This is a genomic window from Nostoc sp. (assembly GCF_036917235.1).
Lineage (GTDB): Bacteria > Cyanobacteriota > Cyanobacteriia > Cyanobacteriales > Nostocaceae > Nostoc.
The window spans coordinates 16,545-33,524 of record NZ_JBALDU010000032.1 but is presented as its reverse complement, the minus strand read 5'-3'; the positions used below and the strand labels follow the sequence as shown (position 1 = coordinate 33,524).

Genomic DNA, 16,980 nt, shown 5'->3' with positions numbered 1-16,980 from the left:
GTATACATTCAAATTTAAGTAACAGCAAATACTTTTGCTAACTTCATCGAAATTGGTAGCAAGATTAGAACGAATAAACCGTAATACAAACCAGCAAAACCAGATGCAACCGTTGCATCTAAGACTATTAGAGATAAAACACCTATTTTTACAGCATTGCGGATATTTTCGGCTATCGGTTCTCGCGCCGCTTTGATAAAGTTAGGCAAGATTCTGATAGCTAATAAAATAGCAAATGGTAAGGCTGCGATCGCTGTATACTCTTCTAATAATCCTAAAGCTAAAACTGCTGTTAAAACTATTGCAATTAGCAGTAGTGCTAGTACTCCCGTAATCTTCTTACCTCCATGAACTTCACCCTGACTAATTGCGGTGATAGCAGCAATATAAATAACAGGAATCAACGCTAAATACCAACGTTCTCCGATTATTTCTGGTACAGCACTTACGCCTAATAATAAGTTACTGCCACGGCACAAACCCATATTTAAAGGGCCAAAAAAAGGGTGATGTTTGGCAAGTGAGTTATAGAGGAGGCATGAAAGAGTGATAAAAATAGCGATCGCAGCACTCAACAACGATACTTGAAAAGCAGCTAGAATTCCGATCGCAAACAGTATACTCCCCAATAAAGTAGCATTTTGACGAGATACGCGACCACTGGCAATTGCTCTATTTGGTCGCTCTTTTGCATCTAATTCAGCATCAAAAACATCGTTAAAAACTATACCGCCACCGTATAAACCAGTTGTCGCCAATAACAACCAAGCTAATGGAATTAAGATGGCAAAAGTTGCTTCGCCATTGATTAATTTTGTAAAAATAATTCCAGAACCAGAAGCAGCAAAACCTAGAAGAATATCCGCCCAAGCAGTAACAATATTAGCAGGACGCATCAATTCCAGATAACCCCGCCAGCTTTGAAAATTTAAGCTTGCAATATTCACTTATCTGCCTCCTTGCCTAGTAATTTTTCAAAATAAACTGCATATTACAGATTAACCAGATACTTATACACTCCTCACTGCCAATTTTCTACTCAATCAGCACAAAATCTGAAGCTGATTTGATTCCTGGTTCTTGTCCCCGTAGCACAGAATTACCACTGAACAACTGACGTTGATCGATAGATTGAGGATTGAGCCAGTCTGAAGCTTTCATTTGCCCAGTTTGACTGTAAGCAGCCAAGGCATTCTCATAACAAACTGCTCGCACGTGTTCTTCAGGAATGCCCCTATCTAACATCAACTGAGCCGTTTTTGGGACTGCTAAAGGATCGCTAATACCCCAATCAGCGCTACTATCTACAATGATGCGATCGCATCCATACTTACGGACAACCTCTACCATCCGGGCGTTACCCATCTTCGTCTGTGGGTAAATCGTGAAAGCCGCCCAAAAGCCCCGTCCTAATACTTCTTCAACGGTTTCTTCGTTGTTGTGATCGATAACTACTTGTGAGGGATCTAAACCATATTCAATACAGCGATCCATACTCCGACTAGCACCTGCCTTCTTATTGCGATGAGGAGTATGAATTAGTACCAACGTATCGAGTTCTTTGGCTAATTCTAACTGTTGACAAAAGTACTTATCTTCTGCTTCTGTCATATCGTCATAGCCAATTTCACCAATGGCAACAACTCCTTCTTTACAGGCATAAAGTGGTAGCAATTCCATAACTTCATTTGCTAGCGCTTCATTGTTAGCTTCTTTCGGATTTAGTCCGATTGTGCAGTAGTGTTGGATGCCAAACTGACTAGCACGAAAGCGTTCCCAGCCCACAAGACTACTGAAATAGTCTTTAAATGAGCCAGCGTTAGTTCGGGGTTGTCCTAACCAAAAGGCTGGTTCAATAACGGCGACAATTCCATATTCCCGCATTACTAAGTAATCGTAAGTAGTACGGGAACACATGTGAATGTGAGGATCGATAAACATCATGGTTTTAATAATTGGGCATTGGGAAAGAGGAGTCAGAAGGCAGGAGGTAGGAGGCAGGAGGCAGAAGTACTTGAATTTTGAATTGATTTCTTTCTCATCCCCACTCCCTACTCCCTTTTATTTGTAAACAAAGAGGTGTTAGCGCAGCTTGCCGCAGGCATCGCGGCTAAAACTGCTCCAAGTCAAATTACCTTGTTGAATGGATGACTGTAAATCTGGGTAATGAGAAAGTAATGCTTGCGCTTGGGGTAAAGGAGACTCAGCACAAGCTAAGGCTGCTGCTTTTTGCTCGTGTACATCCCCATTAGCTAGTACTTTTTCCAAATCTGTGATGATGGCGCTATCGGCAAACCGTCCTACAGACCGCCAAAGTTCTGGCGTAACTGAGCGTTTAGCTGCCCAACGTTCATGGGCATAGTCTGCCAACATCCTCGCCAATTCTGGGTTAGCACGCCGATCTAGACCCCAAATTAGATGCAACGGACTGCCGACAAACACAGCCTTTAGCACCATCTGATTCCAAGCAGCATCATCTAAATAATTCGCTGGATAAGGATTACGTAGTGCTATAGCTTGGAATACATTACTCATATTGCTGCGGATTCCCTCAGCAGTACGATGGCGATGTAACTCTGGATGTGGTAGCAGCGGCAAACTTTGATAAAGGACAACTAACTCCCCCATATCGGCAGTGGAGAAGACTCGATCGAGAGTTTGTACATAGCCCTCAGCATCATCATGGGGCAAAGCTAAAAGCAAAAGTGTCCGACCTGCTTGATCTACACTCCAATTACCAGGATACCAGCCGGGAATCAGATCCTCTGCTACTTCCAAGTCCTGAAATGTCAGCTGTAAATCCTGTTTACCTAGATAACGCGGCACAGCACTAAAAGCCGTAAAAAACACTCGTTCAGCAGCGCCGCTAGCAATCTGTGCCTGCTTTTGTTCCAACCAAGTAAAAGCTTTCTCTGAAACAGACTTTAACAACCAGTGATGCAATAATTTGTTTACTTTACTCATGATAAATTCAGCATAAGTTGCCCAACTTCTTTGTGACAACCAAGTATAAAATATAGCACTAGACTTGATTTTTTGGGTTTGAAGCAGTTAGATAATATACTACTAGAATTATAACTTCACTGAATCTATAAAAATCTCCTGACTTTAAAGAAGATACTGTAAAGATACCATTTTGATTAGATAAATCCTAAAATTATCTTACGGAAAAAAATTAGAATTTTATGTAATAATGATCTCCATTACTAACCTCAGATATCAATCATAGGCATTAATATAAATTGTAAATTCATGTCAATTTGAACTTTATCTGTTAGACAAAGATACTTCAAAAGTATGATTAATTTATTAAATAGATTTACCTAGTAATTTATTTCAAAATTGAATTAGATAATGGATCTGTTTTGTCTATATTGCTGTTAACCTTAATTGCAATAGTGTATATATTTACATATAGTTAGAAAGTAATAATATTCAAATGGCTATTCAACAAAAAAGCGCTCTTAATCTACAACCCATTAACCAATGTGTCCGTGTTACCTTCAATTATGATGTTCACTTCACTAGAGGTCTGTTTCAGTTAGATAATCCTTTACTTGCACAAGCGATCGCCGGAGATGGGGAGACAACCCCAAAACAAGTACTAGCAGTGGTAGATGGAGGATTTTTACAATATCAAGATGGGCTATTAAAAAAATTATCAGCCTATGCCCAATGTTATGAAGATATATTAACACTGAGCGGTGAACCGATAGTAGTTCCCGGTGGAGAAGCAGTCAAAAACGATTCTAGATTTATAGAACAAATTCATCAGCGGATCAATGCAGCTGGATTATGCCGTCACTCCTACGTCTTAGCAATTGGAGGTGGAGCCGTCCTAGACATGGCAGGATATGCAGCAACAACGGCTCACCGAGGAATTCGGCTACTACGAGTACCGACAACAGTATTAGGGCAAAATGATTCGGGTGTAGGAGTCAAAAACGGAATCAATGCCTTCGGTAAGAAAAACTTTTTGGGTACATTCATGCCACCTTATGCTGTCTTGAATGACTTTGATTTTCTTACTAGCCTCGACGATCGAGATTGGCGATCGGGTATTGCAGAAGCAGTGAAAGTAGCGCTGATTAAAGATGCAGATTTCTTCGATTTCATTATGACTAATGCCGATAAATTGGCTAATCGAGACATGGACATAATGGAAAGGCTAATCTATCGCTGTTCTCAGTTGCACTTAGAGCATATTGCTGGTAGTGGCGATCCCTTTGAAATGGGTTCATCGCGTCCTTTAGACTTTGGACACTGGGCTGCTCATAAACTGGAACATTTAACTAATTACAGCCTACGTCACGGTGAAGCTGTAGCGATCGGCATCGCTTTGGATACAACCTATTCATATTTAACAGGGCAACTCTTGCAATCAGAGTGGCAAAGGGTTCTAACTACACTTAAAAAATTAGGCTTTACTTTGTACGTATCGGCATTGACAGAGCAATTAGATCAACTAGATCATCCGCATTGTCTGTTTAGGGGGCTTACCGAATTCCGCGAACATTTGGGAGGAAAATTGACAATTACCCTTTTACAAGGAATCGGAGAGGGAATAGAAGTTAATCAGGCGGATTTGTCTTTGTATAGAGATGCTATTTTGATGCTGCAAGATTGGGAACTTTTGCATTGATTCTCCATTGGGTGCAATTAGCAGAAGCGATGTTTAACAACAAGCCGCTACGCTGAAAGATGCTTGTTAATGCACCAATTTACACTCGGATGATTTATGCACCCAGAAACGCAAGACCTTATTAGTCGGCTTAGAAATTATACAGAAAATCGTCAGCCGTTTGTCTGGAGTATAGAGAATAGGGGAGAACTGAATTGCTGGAATTTATTATTGTCAGAAGGCTTTGTTCAAACTGCTGATTTCGATCAAGCGATCGCAACATGGAAAGGGATAGCACGTCGGGGGATGCCAACAGACCCAAAAGAGTATCCTGGATACAAGTACGCTTCTTCTCGGCGTGAGCGTAAAGATGATTCCTGGAGTCCTTATTTGCAATCAGAGCAAAATCAGTACTACAACGCTCTAGCTTATTTTCTCAAAAGCAGCTTACAAAACCTTAGAGCCTACAGTCTTTGCAGCATTAATCGGAGCCTTAACGTTTCTAGGGCACAAGAATTTAAGATTTTTATCATAGTTGGTCAAACTTCAGATTTAGAGTGGATCTGCCTTGCACCTACGGTTCCCGATCAGTTTTGGGATCGATACACAAACTCTTTCCATCCAGAACTTGCTTCATTAACTGCCTGTGAATCGACGAAGCCAGTCGCACGAGACATACATGAAAAAATCAGTAAGGTGCTAGTAAAGTTAAAGCCGATAGAGTGTTACGGGTATTACGATTACTTCATCTACAACCACCAAATTTTTTGTACAATCTCCTCTGAGGAAGCGATCGCAATCGAACTTGCTTTAAAAGCAGGAAAGATGTTTGATGACGATCCTTACTATTTCAAGCTGAAGTATGATGGAGGTTCATCAGAAAAACCTGTTACCCAATTCATGCGTAACAATTTCCAACAAATTCAACGATATATGTTTTGCTTTTGTGATGTTGGATATGGGTACAAGTTTGGTCTTACTGAACATGGAGATTGGGTTGGCTTGAAGTATTTGAGTTACATGGACTATAACCCTTGATAGCAGCCTAATAACCAAATTCACTATTTGATATGAAGTCTGCGAAGTGTCCCATTTCATGCAGAGCGATCGCTAAATTATTGTTATAAAAGTGAGATTTTATTAAACTACACCTAATTGCGATTCTTTTATTCTGCAAAAATATAGCTGAATTTTTACGGCGATCGCAACTTCGTGGTTCTGAATTGCAAAATACTTTTTACTTCCTCTTCTTATTGTTTGAGAACGTGGTAAAGTTCTCAACTTTTATACTAAATTAAAGTTATCGTGAGCTAAAAAAGTTATGATGTCCTCCCTTCCCGTCAACGACGCTCAAAATAATTTGCAAGAGATCATCGACCAAGTTGCAGAGCAGGGTAAACCTGTGATCATTCGAGGAAATAGCGGTAATGCGATTCTGCTGGCGGAAAAAGATTGGTCTGCAATTCAAGAGACTCTTTACTTATTATCTGTCCCTGGAATGCGAGAATCTATAAAAGAAGGACTAACAACCCCGACGGAAGAATGTGATGGGGAGTTGGATTGGTGAGTCAGCAAGCTTCTGAGGAGCCACTTGCAAACCCCGAAGGAGCGAGTTGGAGGTTGATTTACACAAAACAAGCGTAAAAAGACGCGAAGAAATTACCTTCTAGTAACTTAAAGGAAAAGGCCGAGGAATTACTCGTAGTCCTTAAAGAAAATCCTTTTCAAAATCCTCCACCTTATGAAAAGCTGGTTGGTGACTTATCAGGTGCTTATTCTCGGAGGATAAATATACAGCATCGGTTGGTATATGAGGTCATCGAATCCGAGCAAGTAGTCAAAATAATTCGTATGTGGACGCATTACGAGTAAGTTATCTCCTCAACCCTCCTTGGTGTTCACAATGAAAACCTCTATTCTCCCAAGCTTGCATATCTACATCAGTAAGTTTTGTCACATTTGAGCATTGCGGTTGAATAATTTGACTTAAAATCGCCCACAAGAAGCTGCGGGTTACATCTAATCCAGTTTTAGTCCAAGATTCCTGATTACCAGGAATACCCAATTCTTGAACAATTTCTGGCTCTACCCAAATACCATGAGCGCCCAAAAGAATCTGTGCCATCCATTTAGCTCTGGGTAAATGAGTGGGCGAAGTAATCAACATGACTTTATGCACTCCCCAACGGCGCAGAATTGGAATACTATAATAAAAATTTTCAAAGGTAGAATTCGCGCAGTTTTCTAACCAAACGTTTTGTAACTCTGCTAATTCCGCCTCAAAAATTAACCTTATACAGGGGTCTGGGGAACCATGAGAAATTAAAATTGGGGTTTGCGGGTATTGTTTTGCTAGTTGGGCAACATAAGTTTCTCGACGAATACTGCCACCCAGCACAAAGAAGGCATCTATTGGCTGCGAAGAAGCAAAAAGTAAGGTTATAGTAGTGAAAATCAGCCAAACACCCAGGACAACATAGAATCCACCACTGAGTTTTTGTAACAATTGCCACAGATTAACAGATTTTTTTTTAATAGAAATTAATGATTTGATGGTAAATTTGCGTTTCATGACTTAAGTAAGAAAAACTGATTTTATTGCTGTATAACAGTACTGCAATTCAGCGAGCAAAGTGCTATCTTATAAAAGTAATCTAGAATGCAAAGATGACGCTAATTAAAGTGTCACATACTTAGTATAGCCTTCCGGAGAAGACTAACAAACTGAGAAATGATTGTTAATAACTAATGCGGCATTTTTGGCATCATTTAAGGATAAAAATGATGGAAAAGCATGGTTGATTCTGGGGTATAAAAACTTAAAAATTTCTGGAAAGCCTGATTGCTAAACTGTCAACAACACAATTATTCCATCTAAGTATACATGAACCAATCTGCGAAAAGTTACTCACCGCTCCAAGTAGCCTTGATTGGTGGAGCGATCGCCACAACTGCTACCATATCCGTGTTCGGCCCCGCTTGGACTCGTGGTGTCCGTGCTGCTCTAGCCCTACAAGACAGCCCAAAAGTGATAGTTGACCAAGTTTGGCAACTGGTAAATCATGAATATGTTGATGGTAAATTTAATCAACAAGATTGGCAAGCAACCAGGCAAAGCCTGTTGAGCAAAGACTACTCTTCTAAGGAAGAAGCATACACTGCCATCCGCGAAGCTTTACAAAAATTGGGAGATCCTTACACTCGGTTCATGGACCCCCAACAGTTTGAAGCTCTGACTAGCCAAACATCAGGGGAAGTCTCTGGTATCGGCGTTCGGATGGAAGTGAACGAAAAAACTCAGCGTCTCACTGTTGTCGAAGCCATAGAAAATTCTCCGGCGCTGAAAGCTGGGGTAAAAGCAGGCGATGAAATTTTGGCAATTGACGGCAAACCCACTCTCAAAATGAAAGTGGATGATGCTTCTAAGCTAATCCGTGGCAAAGCGGGTACTCCCATCAAGCTACGGCTGGGGCGCGCAGGACAAAATGCCTTTGAATTGAAACTGACAAGAGCAAGTATTGAAGTCCCAACGGTACGCTATACCCTTAGACAAGAAGGGAATCGCCGCGTTGGCTATATCCGTTTGCGGGAATTTAGCGCCCACGCCGCAGACCAAATGCAACGAGCTATCCGCGATTTGAACACTAAGAAAGTTGATTCTTATGTCTTGGATTTGCGGGGAAATCCTGGCGGTTTGTTACAGGCGAGCATTGAAATTGCTCGAATGTGGTATAATGACGGCGGAATTGTCAAGACAGTAGACCGTGTGGGCGGCACTGAGGAAACTAAAGCTAATCGCACTGCTTTGACAAATCGTCCTTTGGCGGTCTTAGTGGATGGCAATTCAGCTAGTGCTAGCGAAATCCTTACAGGGGCACTCAAGGATAATAAGCGGGCGGTAGTCGTAGGTGGTCAAACTTTTGGCAAAGCCCTAGTGCAGTCAGTTCATGAACTCGCAGATGGTTCCGGCTTGGCTGTCACTATAGCCCATTACTACACCCCGGCGGGAACAGATATTAACCATAAAGGGATTGCCCCAGATATCAAGCTAGACCTGACAGAAGCACAAGAGCGCCAATTGGCTTCTAATCCAAATTTAATCGGAACTAAGAGCGATCCCCAATATGCTCGAGCGATCGCAATTCTATCAAATAACAACTTTGCCCAGCCGCCAGCAAATCAACCGACTCGACCCATGAGCCGCGCCGATAACCTGAAATTTTAAATTGACGCGAATGATTTGTTGCTAGGTGTTTATATAGTAGTATTCCCAAATCCAAATTTTTGGAGTTATGAAAACTGCTTGATATGCCGTTCCAGGATTTTGGTTTGGGAATACTAGCTACTAATCCCATCTCCAAAATCTCAGATTTATGAATCATCAGCCAGTTGATGCAACCGCTGTCACCAGATTTTTACCAATGGTGTCGGTGGTTGTTCCTATTTATAACGGCGAGGCAGATTTACCAGAGTTAATCAATTGTCTGTTGTCTCAAACTTACCCAAAAGACCGGGTAGAATACTTGTTGGTAGACAATAACAGTAGCGATCGCACTCTGACCATCCTGAAAACATCTGCCGAAAATTGCCCAATTACAATTCGCCCCTTAAGCGAAACCCAAATTCAAAGCTCTTACGCTGCTCGTAATACTGGGATTCGCGCTGCTACGGGTGAAATTATGGTTTTTACCGATGCAGATTGTCGCCCACAACCGCAATGGTTAGATACACTAATTCAGCCTTTTGTCAACCCAGAAGTGACAATCGTCGCTGGTGAAATTTTGGCACTACCAGGCACAACTCTGCTAGAACAACACGCAGAGCGTGAACAAACTTTATCGCAAAAGCATACCCTTAACCATTCCTTTCGTCCCTATGGTCAAACCGCTAATTTGGCGATTCGGCACATTGCCTTTAAAAAAGTGGGTTTATTTCGTCCTTATCTAACTACTGGTGGTGATGCTGATATTTGTTGGCGGATTTTGGGGGAAAACATCAGGCGTTTGGAATTTGCCCCAAATGCGATCGTTCAGCACCGCCACCGCGCTACACTTCAAGAACTGCAAAGTCAATGGCGGCGTTATGGACGCTCAAATCACTATCTGCACGAACTGCACGGTGTAGATTTAATGCGAGAGATGACACCTAAAGAATACGGCTATCGTTTGGCACGTTGGTTATTGAAGGAAGTACCAAGAGATATTAAAAAGGCGTTGGTGCAGCAAGCCACCCTTGTAGATTTATTAAATACTCCTATTGGTTTGTTCACAGCTAGAGCGCGTACTGCTGGACAAAGAGACGCCAAGCTGCCAGAGAATGCCAAGATAATTGCTCGACTGTAAGTAAGAAAAAGGGCGTTGCTGACTTAGATGTATAAATCATGGATTGTGCGCGATGAGCTACGCTCCGCCGGAGGCGATCGCACGGCTATTTTCGCTAAAGGGTAAAATTATTAAAGAATTCCTTGTAAATCCAAAACAAAACCTGGCAGTACCTCCTCCCCCGATAACTGATTTGGTGAAAGTAGCACTTCCTTTTCTTTTCCTTGGCGATAAATTTCTACCTGCTTTCCTTTAGGGTCAATCAGCCAGCCCAAGCGCGTACCATTCTCCATATACTCTTGCATTTTGTCTTGGAGGGACTTGAGCGTATCAGATTCAGAGCGCAGTTCTACTACGAAGTCAGGACAGATGGGTGAAAAAGTTCTTCGTTGTTCAGGAGCCAGTGCTTCCCATCTCTCTAAATAAACCCAAGCCGCATCAGGCGAACGTAAAGCTCCATTGGGAAGCTGAAACATCGTTGAAGAGTCAAAAGCTTCTCCAGTCCCGTCTTCATCTGTCCAAGTTCCCAAGCGTTGAGTTAGTCTGCGGTTTCGACTACCAGTTTCTCCACCAGTTGGTGCCATTACAACTAATTCTCCTAATGCAGTGCGCTCTAATTTAGCATCAGGGTTGACTTGACATAGCTGATAAAACTGCTCAGAAGTGAGATTGATTAATGGTTCTAAGTTTAGGGTAATAGCATTCATCTTGCAGTTTCTCCTGTCTTGATTATCACTATTATGGTTAACCTGCTACCAGATTGGAGTCCAACCTTCCCTAAGTGCGGCTGCAAAGTATCTGTGAGTATGGGTTTCACTTTCAAAACCATACTTTGCACGTTGCAGCGTTCGGATGATGGCATCCTCTAAACAAATGGCATACTTGATTGCTTCTATCAACTCCCAGTCAAGGAGATTAATTCCAAGTTGCTCTAATTGCTCATCATACTTTGCTAAGATTTCGGACTGTATTTCATCCCACAGTTCACTCTGAGGTGGTTCTTTTCTAGAAATCTCCCCTAAATATTCTTTGGCTATTCGGCTATCTCTGGCAATTTCTTCTAGTGACCATACCATAGTGTTTTTGTGAAGAAAGTTACAATTAGTGTACCTTTATATATTGGTACTTATAGACAGGGCAATATCTTCTTCATCTTCCCTTCTATCCTTTTGTTCAATGCCTGTCAACTTTCGCTAAATTGGAAAAAGGAAAACTCAAGGGAATTTTAAATGTCAGCACAATTGTTACTGGTGGATGATGAACCAGGGATACGGGAAGCCGTGAAAGACTATTTGCAAGAGAGCGGTTTCAGCGTTCAAGTCGCCAGTAACGCCCTTGAAGGTTGGGAATGGATGCAGCTGAATACACCTGACTTAGTGATTTCCGATGTGATGATGCCTCAAGTGGATGGCTATCAGTTTCTGAAGCAACTACGAGAAGACCCCCGTTTTCAAGCACTCCCAGTAGTATTTTTAACTGCTAAAGGTATGACAGGCGATCGCATTCAAGGTTATCACGCTGGTGTTGATGCCTATCTACCCAAACCCTTCGATCCAGATGAGTTAGTGGCTATAGTCGAAAATTTGCTAGCCCGTCGCGCTGCTAAGGCTGCGAGTACGGGAGATGACGCTGAAACCCCCGATCTTGCTGAACTAGCCAATCAGATTGCCCAAATAAAGGCATTGTTAACTCAAAGAAATGCCATTTCCCAATCGCCAGCCCCTTTTAAAATTGATTTGACTCCCAGAGAACAAAGTGTTTTAAATTTGGTCGCTGAAGGGTTGATGAACAAAGAAATCGCCCGTCGCTTAGAAACCAGCGTCCGTAATGTAGAAAAATACGTCAGCCGTTTGTTTAGTAAAACCGGTACCAATAGCCGTACAGAGTTAGTTCGTTTTGCTTTGGAACACGGTCTTGCTAAATAGGGATTGGGAATTCTTGTACTGCCCTTCCCTGCGGGACGCTACGCGTAGCTTGCTTCCACGAAGTGGTACGACTAAGCTCAGTAACCGCGTTCGTATCGTAGCTTCCCGTAGAGAAGCCGTTGGCGCAGCCTCTCCAAGAGTTGTATTGGGTATGGAGAAGATAATAAGGTAGACAAGGTGGACAAGGAAGAAGGGAGAGACTTGTCCCCTTGTCTCCCTTGCCTCTGGGGAATTGATAATAGCTAACTGGCTGCTAAATCATGATCTATTACTAGTAATAGATAAAACATAAGTATTTCAGCAAATCAGGCACTTAGCTTAAGTAAAAAGCTAAAAGAAAGGTTATTTATTTTACTTTGGTCTTTTAGATTTTCATTTGATTTGCGCCTGTTATCCGATTCCCCATCTGTAAAGACACAGGGTTTTATTATTCTGCAATGTTTTGATAAAAACTCGGTAAAATGCACCCGGCTGAATTTGCTTTCAGATTTTACCAGTACCCTTTGCTACAAAGTTTTTAATAGCGGAAACTGTTCCTGGGACTTTGTGCTGCTAAATAAGACTTTCACAAGGTAGAAATCAAAATATTTTATGAAATCTACTGACTGCTTAGTTTTTATGGCAACGGGGGTATGGGATCAACATTTGATTTGATGCCCAATTCACGTTTTTCATTACTTAAATTACACCTTTAGGTTGGAGAATTTTCCGCTACATTACGCAAGCGCATTAGCTGACGCCGCATTTGAGGCGAGGCTTTAAACTCAGATACTTCCTGGGCTTTAACGGACGCTTGGAGCGTTTCTAGAAAGTCATCAGAACCTTCGGTTAAAGCATCAAGTAGCACCTGTAACAGTTGCTCGCGATCGCTCAATAGACTCTTTTCCTCAATCAACCGGAATTTGAGATGTATTTCACACTCATAAACACCTACTTCGAGATTATTTATCTGGCGTGGTAATGCTTTGGAGTTCATAACTATTGAGATTCCTTTACTTGGTTGTCATGAGGGTAAGGAGGTAGATGTCCAGCAAAATTCTTTATATCTCTTTTGAATCCAAAGTGCTTGAATTAAGAATTTTTCTTCATCAATCACCTTTGTATTCCATTTCACTCTCCTGTGGTGTATTTTCAAGCTAGATTTTCAGTGTCTAGATTTTGACGTTTCTGTGCCAGATGTAACTTATGGTAAGCCATAACTATTATTCAGTTTTTAAGATTCTACACAATAAAGTTTCTGTAAGAAGTTGTTCAACCTTTTTAAAGGTTTTTACATCAACTTTATGTGAACGTCAATAACAGTTTGACTTGTTACTTTAATTTTGGTGTTTATACGTAAGTAAAACCGCTTAACTTTTTTGAGTTTCTTAAAGCCAGCAGTCGATGTAGCGCTATTCAGTGAAATTACTTGATGTACGTTTTTTGCAATAGAAAATTCAGGATAAATTGCTCGGCATAATTATTAATGTCAAAACTTTTGTTCTCTATAAAAAAAGCACACAGAGCAAATTATTCCTGCTGAGTACCCTGCCCTACCGTCTTTTGGGATTGATTGAGTCCAAAAATCTTAGCAGTAAGTCAGATTCGTAGACTAAATGAAAATACTCTAACAATTAATTTTTACAGAAAAATAATTCGACTACTGTCAGTACTAGCAGTTAAATATATCTTCAACTCATAACAGTAGTAGCAAACTCATCAGTAAAGGTGATATTTTTACTTATGCCCATTCAATATACCCTTTTAAAACAGCATTCAAAGCTTTTAAATTAGGAGCATTCAAGCTCGGATATAAGGTCTACAATAATTTCAGTGTAATCCACGCAAATCTTACACCTTTTTATGGATAACCCGATGCTGCTCAAGTCCACAACCCGGCACATCCGCATTTTTGCAGGTGAAATTGACCGGGATGGCGATCTAGTTCCTAGTCAACAAGTCTTAACCTTAGATGTTGACCCAGATAACGAATTTAATTGGAATGAAGATGCACTGCAAAAAATTTATCGAAAATTTGATGAACTAGTAGAAGCATCTAGTGGCGCAGACCTCACGGACTATAACTTGCGCCGTGTGGGGTCAGACTTAGAGCATTATCTGCGATCGCTTCTGCAACTCGGCGAAGTCAGCTACAATCTTTCTGCCCGTGTTACTAATTACAGCATGGGAGTCCCTCAAGTTGCCATTGACGACAAATAAGCCAATGAGTTGGTAGCGGGCTGCCCAAACCCTTCTGTACAAAGAGTGCTGAGTTAAAAGTGTTTCAGCTTAGAGTGGAAAAATTCATAAGTCTACTTCTTAACTCAGCACTGACTAACCCCCCCTACCACTAACAGCAGTCCTCAAGAGATTCTTAGAGTCACTGGATTTATCAGGTACTTTTGCCAAAATTAATATTTGCTATTTTTAATTCTTAATTAAAGTTAATTCTTGCTATCCTACTTATAAACTAAATAAATACCAATATTCTCTGCCTGTTAATGATGGGGTAATTTAGCAAAAATAAATCGTGCAGTTATGCTTGGGTTATGCTGTGGTGACAGGGTTGGAGTTAGTTGCTTTGGCGATGGAGAGTCACAGGGCAATAAAAGCTATGATTAGGCTGTAGGGTTGACTTGGGAGCGTATTTTTTGGATAAGTAAGTATTAGCACCTGCTGATATCCGCCAGCTAAAATCATCATCTAAAGTCTGGGTATGTCAAGTTTAAGAAAGATGAGCGGTCTAGATTGTCCCTACTAATGCTATTAAAGAAATTGCCAATCGCTGATCGGTGCGAAAACTATGGAAAATGACGCGGCAACGCTCTACTGTCCAAACGAAAATTGTCAGGCTGCCAACCCCCTGACTCACAAGTTTTGCCAGCGATGTTCCACGCCTCTACCGAAAAATTATCTCTGGGCTGTGGTAGATAGCCCAAGTGTGGGTAGCCCTGGAGAAATATTAGCCGATCGCTATTTAATCCTTGATAAATTTCTTCTTTTAGATACGAAGCCCGGTTTCTTATCGCTAACGCCTGAGTTAGATAATTTGCAGCCTCTAAAAGCGTACCTGAGACTGATTCCCTACCGTCTACACGTACCGCAGGTATATGGAGTGCTTTTTGTTGCTGACGGGTCTTCCCACCGAGAAATATTACTCTTAGAAAAACCGCCACTATTAGTAGATGACACTATCCAACAAGTACATTTGGGCAGTGAGTTAACCACCGCTTGGCGTGATGCAACATCAATGCGCCAACTAAATTGGTTATGGCAAATAGCTCATCTGTGGCAACCTCTAGTAAGTGAAGGTGTCGCCTCTAGCTTACTTGACTCTGATGTATTACGGGTAGAAGGATCGTTAGTCCGGTTGTTGGAATTGCGTTTTGACAGCGCCACATCACCAGAATTGCCCCAATTAGGTGAATTTTGGCAGCAGTTGATCAGCACTGCCAAACCAGCGATCGCAGAATTTGTCGATCGCGTTAGCCTTGCTTTAATTCAGGGAGAAATTAATTCCACCGATCAATTAATCGGAGTTTTAGATCGGGGACTGGCTGGGTTAGGGCGATCGCAAACACCCACGATCCAAATTATCACCAAAACCGACACCGGGCCCAGTCGTCAACGTAACGAAGATGCCTGTAGTCCCCCCAGTGGAACTCCAGTGAGCAAACCACCCCAGCCAACAGCCTTAGCAATTGTCTGTGATGGCATCGGTGGACACGAGGGTGGCAATGTCGCCTCAAATCTAGCCATTGAAACAATCCAACAGCAGGTACAGCAACTAACAAAGGTTCCTTACGACCACATAGACCCGGAAATGCTGCTGAATGACCTAGATAAGGCAGTGGCAATGGCTAATGACAAAATCAGTCAGCGCAATGACAGTGAAAATCGCCAAGGGCGTCAACGCATGGGTACGACTTTAGTCATGGCATTGCCTGTTGCTCATGAAATGTACATCACCCACGTCGGTGATAGTCGTGCCTACTGGATTACACGCCACGGCTGTTATCAAGTTACCCTTGATGATGATGTCGCCTCCCGTGAAGTGCGACTAGGTTATGCCATTTACCGCGAGGCAGTGCAACAGAGTGCCGCTGGCTCTCTCGTCCAAGCTTTGGGGATGGGTTCTAGCACTTCATTGCATCCCACATCGGGAAGGTTTATGCTCGATGAAGATGCTGTTTTTCTGCTCACATCCGATGGTTTGAGTGACTTCGATCGGGTAGAGGAATACTGGGAAACAGAAATCTTGCCGATTTTAGTTGGGGAAGCAAATATAGCAACTGTTGCCGATCGATTAGTCGAAATTGCTAATACTAAAAATGGACACGATAATGTCACCGTCGCTTTAGTTCACTATCAAGTCCAATATTGGGAACCAGAAATCACCATCCAAGCAATAATTCCCCAGAGTCATTCTGCCAAAACAGTTGATTTAGCATCCAGGGCGACAGATGCGACAGTTTTAGGCAGTCCAAACCACAAGACTCAGGTGATTCCAGACACTGAACCGGCTAAAAGCCGTCAATTCCCCTTACAGTGGATAGTTCCATTAATATTTGTGGTGGCAGCAGGTTTTTTAGGATTGTTCGTTAGGCAACTGCGAGGAACCTCTCCAATTTTTTCCAATCCCTTACAAACTCAAAATCCGATCGTCGAAGCGACACCTACACCGCGATCGCTGGCTAATCTTTCTCCTGGTTGGGTAATTCAAACCAACAATGACATCTCCTTGGGAAACAACCAATCACTTCCCCGTGGGACTTTTTTAGAAGTTATTAATAAAACATCAAATCCCAAACCTGCTTCTGGGAGTTTTTTGGTGTCTATGCGAGTCTGTGCTAATAAAAGTACACAAACTCCAGCTAATACTAATAACCCCGCTGTAACTACCTCAGTTCCACCAAATTCAAAACCTTTGCCAGCAACAGTATTGCTAAACTCCTCCCAAGTCAACCGTTTTGGCATTGTTTTACAATCAGACGCACCAAATCCATGTAGAACTGTCACGCAACCGCCAGTTACCGAACCAGCTGACACCAGTCCAACTTAATCAAATACTCGATAAACTGGTAAAAACCTGGAATAATAACAGGTAACAATCAGAGTAAAAAACTTACAAGGT

Annotated in this window: 15 protein-coding genes and 1 pseudogene; 9 read left to right on the top strand and 7 right to left on the bottom strand. The window is 41.9% G+C overall.

Annotated features, from left to right (window positions below):
* Window positions 1-14: 14 nt before the first annotated feature.
* The 3 genes from eboC to V7K44_RS10105 form a co-directional block, all read right to left on the bottom strand.
* Complete coding sequence (gene eboC / locus V7K44_RS10115) at window positions 15-947, bottom strand: UbiA-like protein EboC (protein ID WP_334931070.1); 933 nt, start codon at window positions 945-947, stop codon at window positions 15-17.
* 88 nt (window positions 948-1,035) lie between these two features.
* Window positions 1,036-1,944 carry a TatD family hydrolase gene (locus V7K44_RS10110; RefSeq protein ID WP_334931068.1) on the bottom strand — a complete coding sequence of 303 codons (909 nt, stop codon included), beginning with the start codon at window positions 1,942-1,944 and terminating at the stop codon, window positions 1,036-1,038.
* 138 nt (window positions 1,945-2,082) lie between these two features.
* Window positions 2,083-2,964, bottom strand: coding sequence for an EboA family metabolite traffic protein (locus V7K44_RS10105; protein ID WP_334931066.1), 882 nt, complete (start codon window positions 2,962-2,964; stop codon window positions 2,083-2,085).
* Between the two features lie 475 nt (window positions 2,965-3,439).
* Here V7K44_RS10105 and V7K44_RS10100 point away from each other — a divergent pair, with 475 nt between their 5' ends.
* From V7K44_RS10100 to V7K44_RS10085, 4 genes and pseudogenes are all read left to right on the top strand, one after another.
* A complete protein-coding gene (locus V7K44_RS10100; protein WP_334931063.1) occupies window positions 3,440-4,642 on the top strand; it encodes a 3-dehydroquinate synthase in 1,203 nt (400 codons plus the stop codon).
* Between the two features lie 96 nt (window positions 4,643-4,738).
* Complete coding sequence (locus V7K44_RS10095) at window positions 4,739-5,659, top strand: hypothetical protein (protein WP_334931061.1); 921 nt, start codon at window positions 4,739-4,741, stop codon at window positions 5,657-5,659.
* Window positions 5,660-5,942: 283 nt separating this feature from the next.
* Window positions 5,943-6,188, top strand: coding sequence for a type II toxin-antitoxin system Phd/YefM family antitoxin (locus tag V7K44_RS10090; RefSeq protein ID WP_334931059.1), 246 nt, complete (start codon window positions 5,943-5,945; stop codon window positions 6,186-6,188).
* Window positions 6,189-6,277: 89 nt separating this feature from the next.
* A pseudogene (locus V7K44_RS10085) lies at window positions 6,278-6,493 on the top strand (Txe/YoeB family addiction module toxin); the annotation flags it as partial.
* Window position 6,494: 1 nt separating this feature from the next.
* Here the strand turns inward: V7K44_RS10085 and V7K44_RS10080 are convergent.
* The gene (locus tag V7K44_RS10080; RefSeq protein ID WP_334931057.1) at window positions 6,495-7,193 is read right to left on the bottom strand and encodes a YdcF family protein; all 699 of its coding nucleotides are present in this window, start codon (window positions 7,191-7,193) and stop codon (window positions 6,495-6,497) included.
* A 312-nt stretch (window positions 7,194-7,505) separates the two neighbouring features.
* Here V7K44_RS10080 and ctpB point away from each other — a divergent pair, with 312 nt between their 5' ends.
* Together ctpB and V7K44_RS10070 are read left to right on the top strand one after the other, a co-directional pair.
* Complete coding sequence (gene ctpB, locus V7K44_RS10075) at window positions 7,506-8,846, top strand: carboxyl-terminal processing protease CtpB (RefSeq protein WP_334931055.1); 1,341 nt, start codon at window positions 7,506-7,508, stop codon at window positions 8,844-8,846.
* Window positions 8,847-8,994: 148 nt separating this feature from the next.
* A complete protein-coding gene (locus V7K44_RS10070; protein WP_334931053.1) occupies window positions 8,995-9,963 on the top strand; it encodes a glycosyltransferase in 969 nt (322 codons plus the stop codon).
* 110 nt (window positions 9,964-10,073) lie between these two features.
* Here V7K44_RS10070 and V7K44_RS10065 read toward each other — a convergent pair whose 3' ends face one another.
* Both V7K44_RS10065 and V7K44_RS10060 read right to left on the bottom strand, forming a co-directional pair.
* A complete protein-coding gene (locus V7K44_RS10065; protein WP_334931052.1) occupies window positions 10,074-10,649 on the bottom strand; it encodes a Uma2 family endonuclease in 576 nt (191 codons plus the stop codon).
* A 45-nt stretch (window positions 10,650-10,694) separates the two neighbouring features.
* On the bottom strand, window positions 10,695-11,018 hold the full coding sequence (locus V7K44_RS10060) for a hypothetical protein (RefSeq protein ID WP_334931050.1): 324 nt from the start codon (window positions 11,016-11,018) through the stop codon (window positions 10,695-10,697).
* Window positions 11,019-11,171: 153 nt separating this feature from the next.
* On the opposite strand from V7K44_RS10060, the gene V7K44_RS10055 reads away from it, so the two are divergent.
* On the top strand, window positions 11,172-11,867 hold the full coding sequence (locus V7K44_RS10055) for a response regulator transcription factor (RefSeq protein WP_251959533.1): 696 nt from the start codon (window positions 11,172-11,174) through the stop codon (window positions 11,865-11,867).
* Between the two features lie 691 nt (window positions 11,868-12,558).
* Here the strand turns inward: V7K44_RS10055 and V7K44_RS10050 are convergent.
* Window positions 12,559-12,843, bottom strand: coding sequence for an Npun_R1517 family heterocyst differentiation transcriptional regulator (locus tag V7K44_RS10050; protein ID WP_094350942.1), 285 nt, complete (start codon window positions 12,841-12,843; stop codon window positions 12,559-12,561).
* An 866-nt stretch (window positions 12,844-13,709) separates the two neighbouring features.
* Between V7K44_RS10050 and V7K44_RS10045 the strand changes: the two genes are divergently transcribed.
* Together V7K44_RS10045 and V7K44_RS10040 are read left to right on the top strand one after the other, a co-directional pair.
* Window positions 13,710-14,066, top strand: a complete 357-nt coding sequence (locus tag V7K44_RS10045; protein ID WP_334839779.1) for an NAD(P)H-quinone oxidoreductase subunit M — start codon at window positions 13,710-13,712, stop codon at window positions 14,064-14,066.
* Window positions 14,067-14,649: 583 nt separating this feature from the next.
* Window positions 14,650-16,908: a protein phosphatase 2C domain-containing protein gene (locus tag V7K44_RS10040; protein ID WP_334931047.1), complete on the top strand. Its 2,259-nt coding sequence runs from the start codon at window positions 14,650-14,652 to the stop codon at window positions 16,906-16,908.
* Window positions 16,909-16,980: the final 72 nt, after the last annotated feature.

Bases quoted from the DNA above. Each gene is read 5' to 3' on its own strand.
- V7K44_RS10060 (WP_334931050.1), bottom strand. From the start codon at position 11,018: ATGGTATGGTCACTAGAAGAAATTGCCAGAGATAGCCGAATAGCCAAA.
- V7K44_RS10070 (WP_334931053.1), top strand. From the start codon at position 8,995: ATGAATCATCAGCCAGTTGATGCAACCGCTGTCACCAGATTTTTACCA.
- V7K44_RS10105 (WP_334931066.1), bottom strand. From the start codon at position 2,964: ATGAGTAAAGTAAACAAATTATTGCATCACTGGTTGTTAAAGTCTGTT.
- V7K44_RS10090 (WP_334931059.1), top strand. From the start codon at position 5,943: ATGATGTCCTCCCTTCCCGTCAACGACGCTCAAAATAATTTGCAAGAG.
- V7K44_RS10095 (WP_334931061.1), top strand. From the start codon at position 4,739: ATGCACCCAGAAACGCAAGACCTTATTAGTCGGCTTAGAAATTATACA.
- V7K44_RS10065 (WP_334931052.1), bottom strand. From the start codon at position 10,649: ATGAATGCTATTACCCTAAACTTAGAACCATTAATCAATCTCACTTCT.
- V7K44_RS10080 (WP_334931057.1), bottom strand. From the start codon at position 7,193: ATGAAACGCAAATTTACCATCAAATCATTAATTTCTATTAAAAAAAAA.
- V7K44_RS10055 (WP_251959533.1), top strand. From the start codon at position 11,172: ATGTCAGCACAATTGTTACTGGTGGATGATGAACCAGGGATACGGGAA.
- ctpB (WP_334931055.1), top strand. From the start codon at position 7,506: ATGAACCAATCTGCGAAAAGTTACTCACCGCTCCAAGTAGCCTTGATT.
- V7K44_RS10110 (WP_334931068.1), bottom strand. From the start codon at position 1,944: ATGATGTTTATCGATCCTCACATTCACATGTGTTCCCGTACTACTTAC.
- V7K44_RS10050 (WP_094350942.1), bottom strand. From the start codon at position 12,843: ATGAACTCCAAAGCATTACCACGCCAGATAAATAATCTCGAAGTAGGT.
- V7K44_RS10100 (WP_334931063.1), top strand. From the start codon at position 3,440: ATGGCTATTCAACAAAAAAGCGCTCTTAATCTACAACCCATTAACCAA.
- V7K44_RS10045 (WP_334839779.1), top strand. From the start codon at position 13,710: ATGGATAACCCGATGCTGCTCAAGTCCACAACCCGGCACATCCGCATT.
- V7K44_RS10040 (WP_334931047.1), top strand. From the start codon at position 14,650: ATGGAAAATGACGCGGCAACGCTCTACTGTCCAAACGAAAATTGTCAG.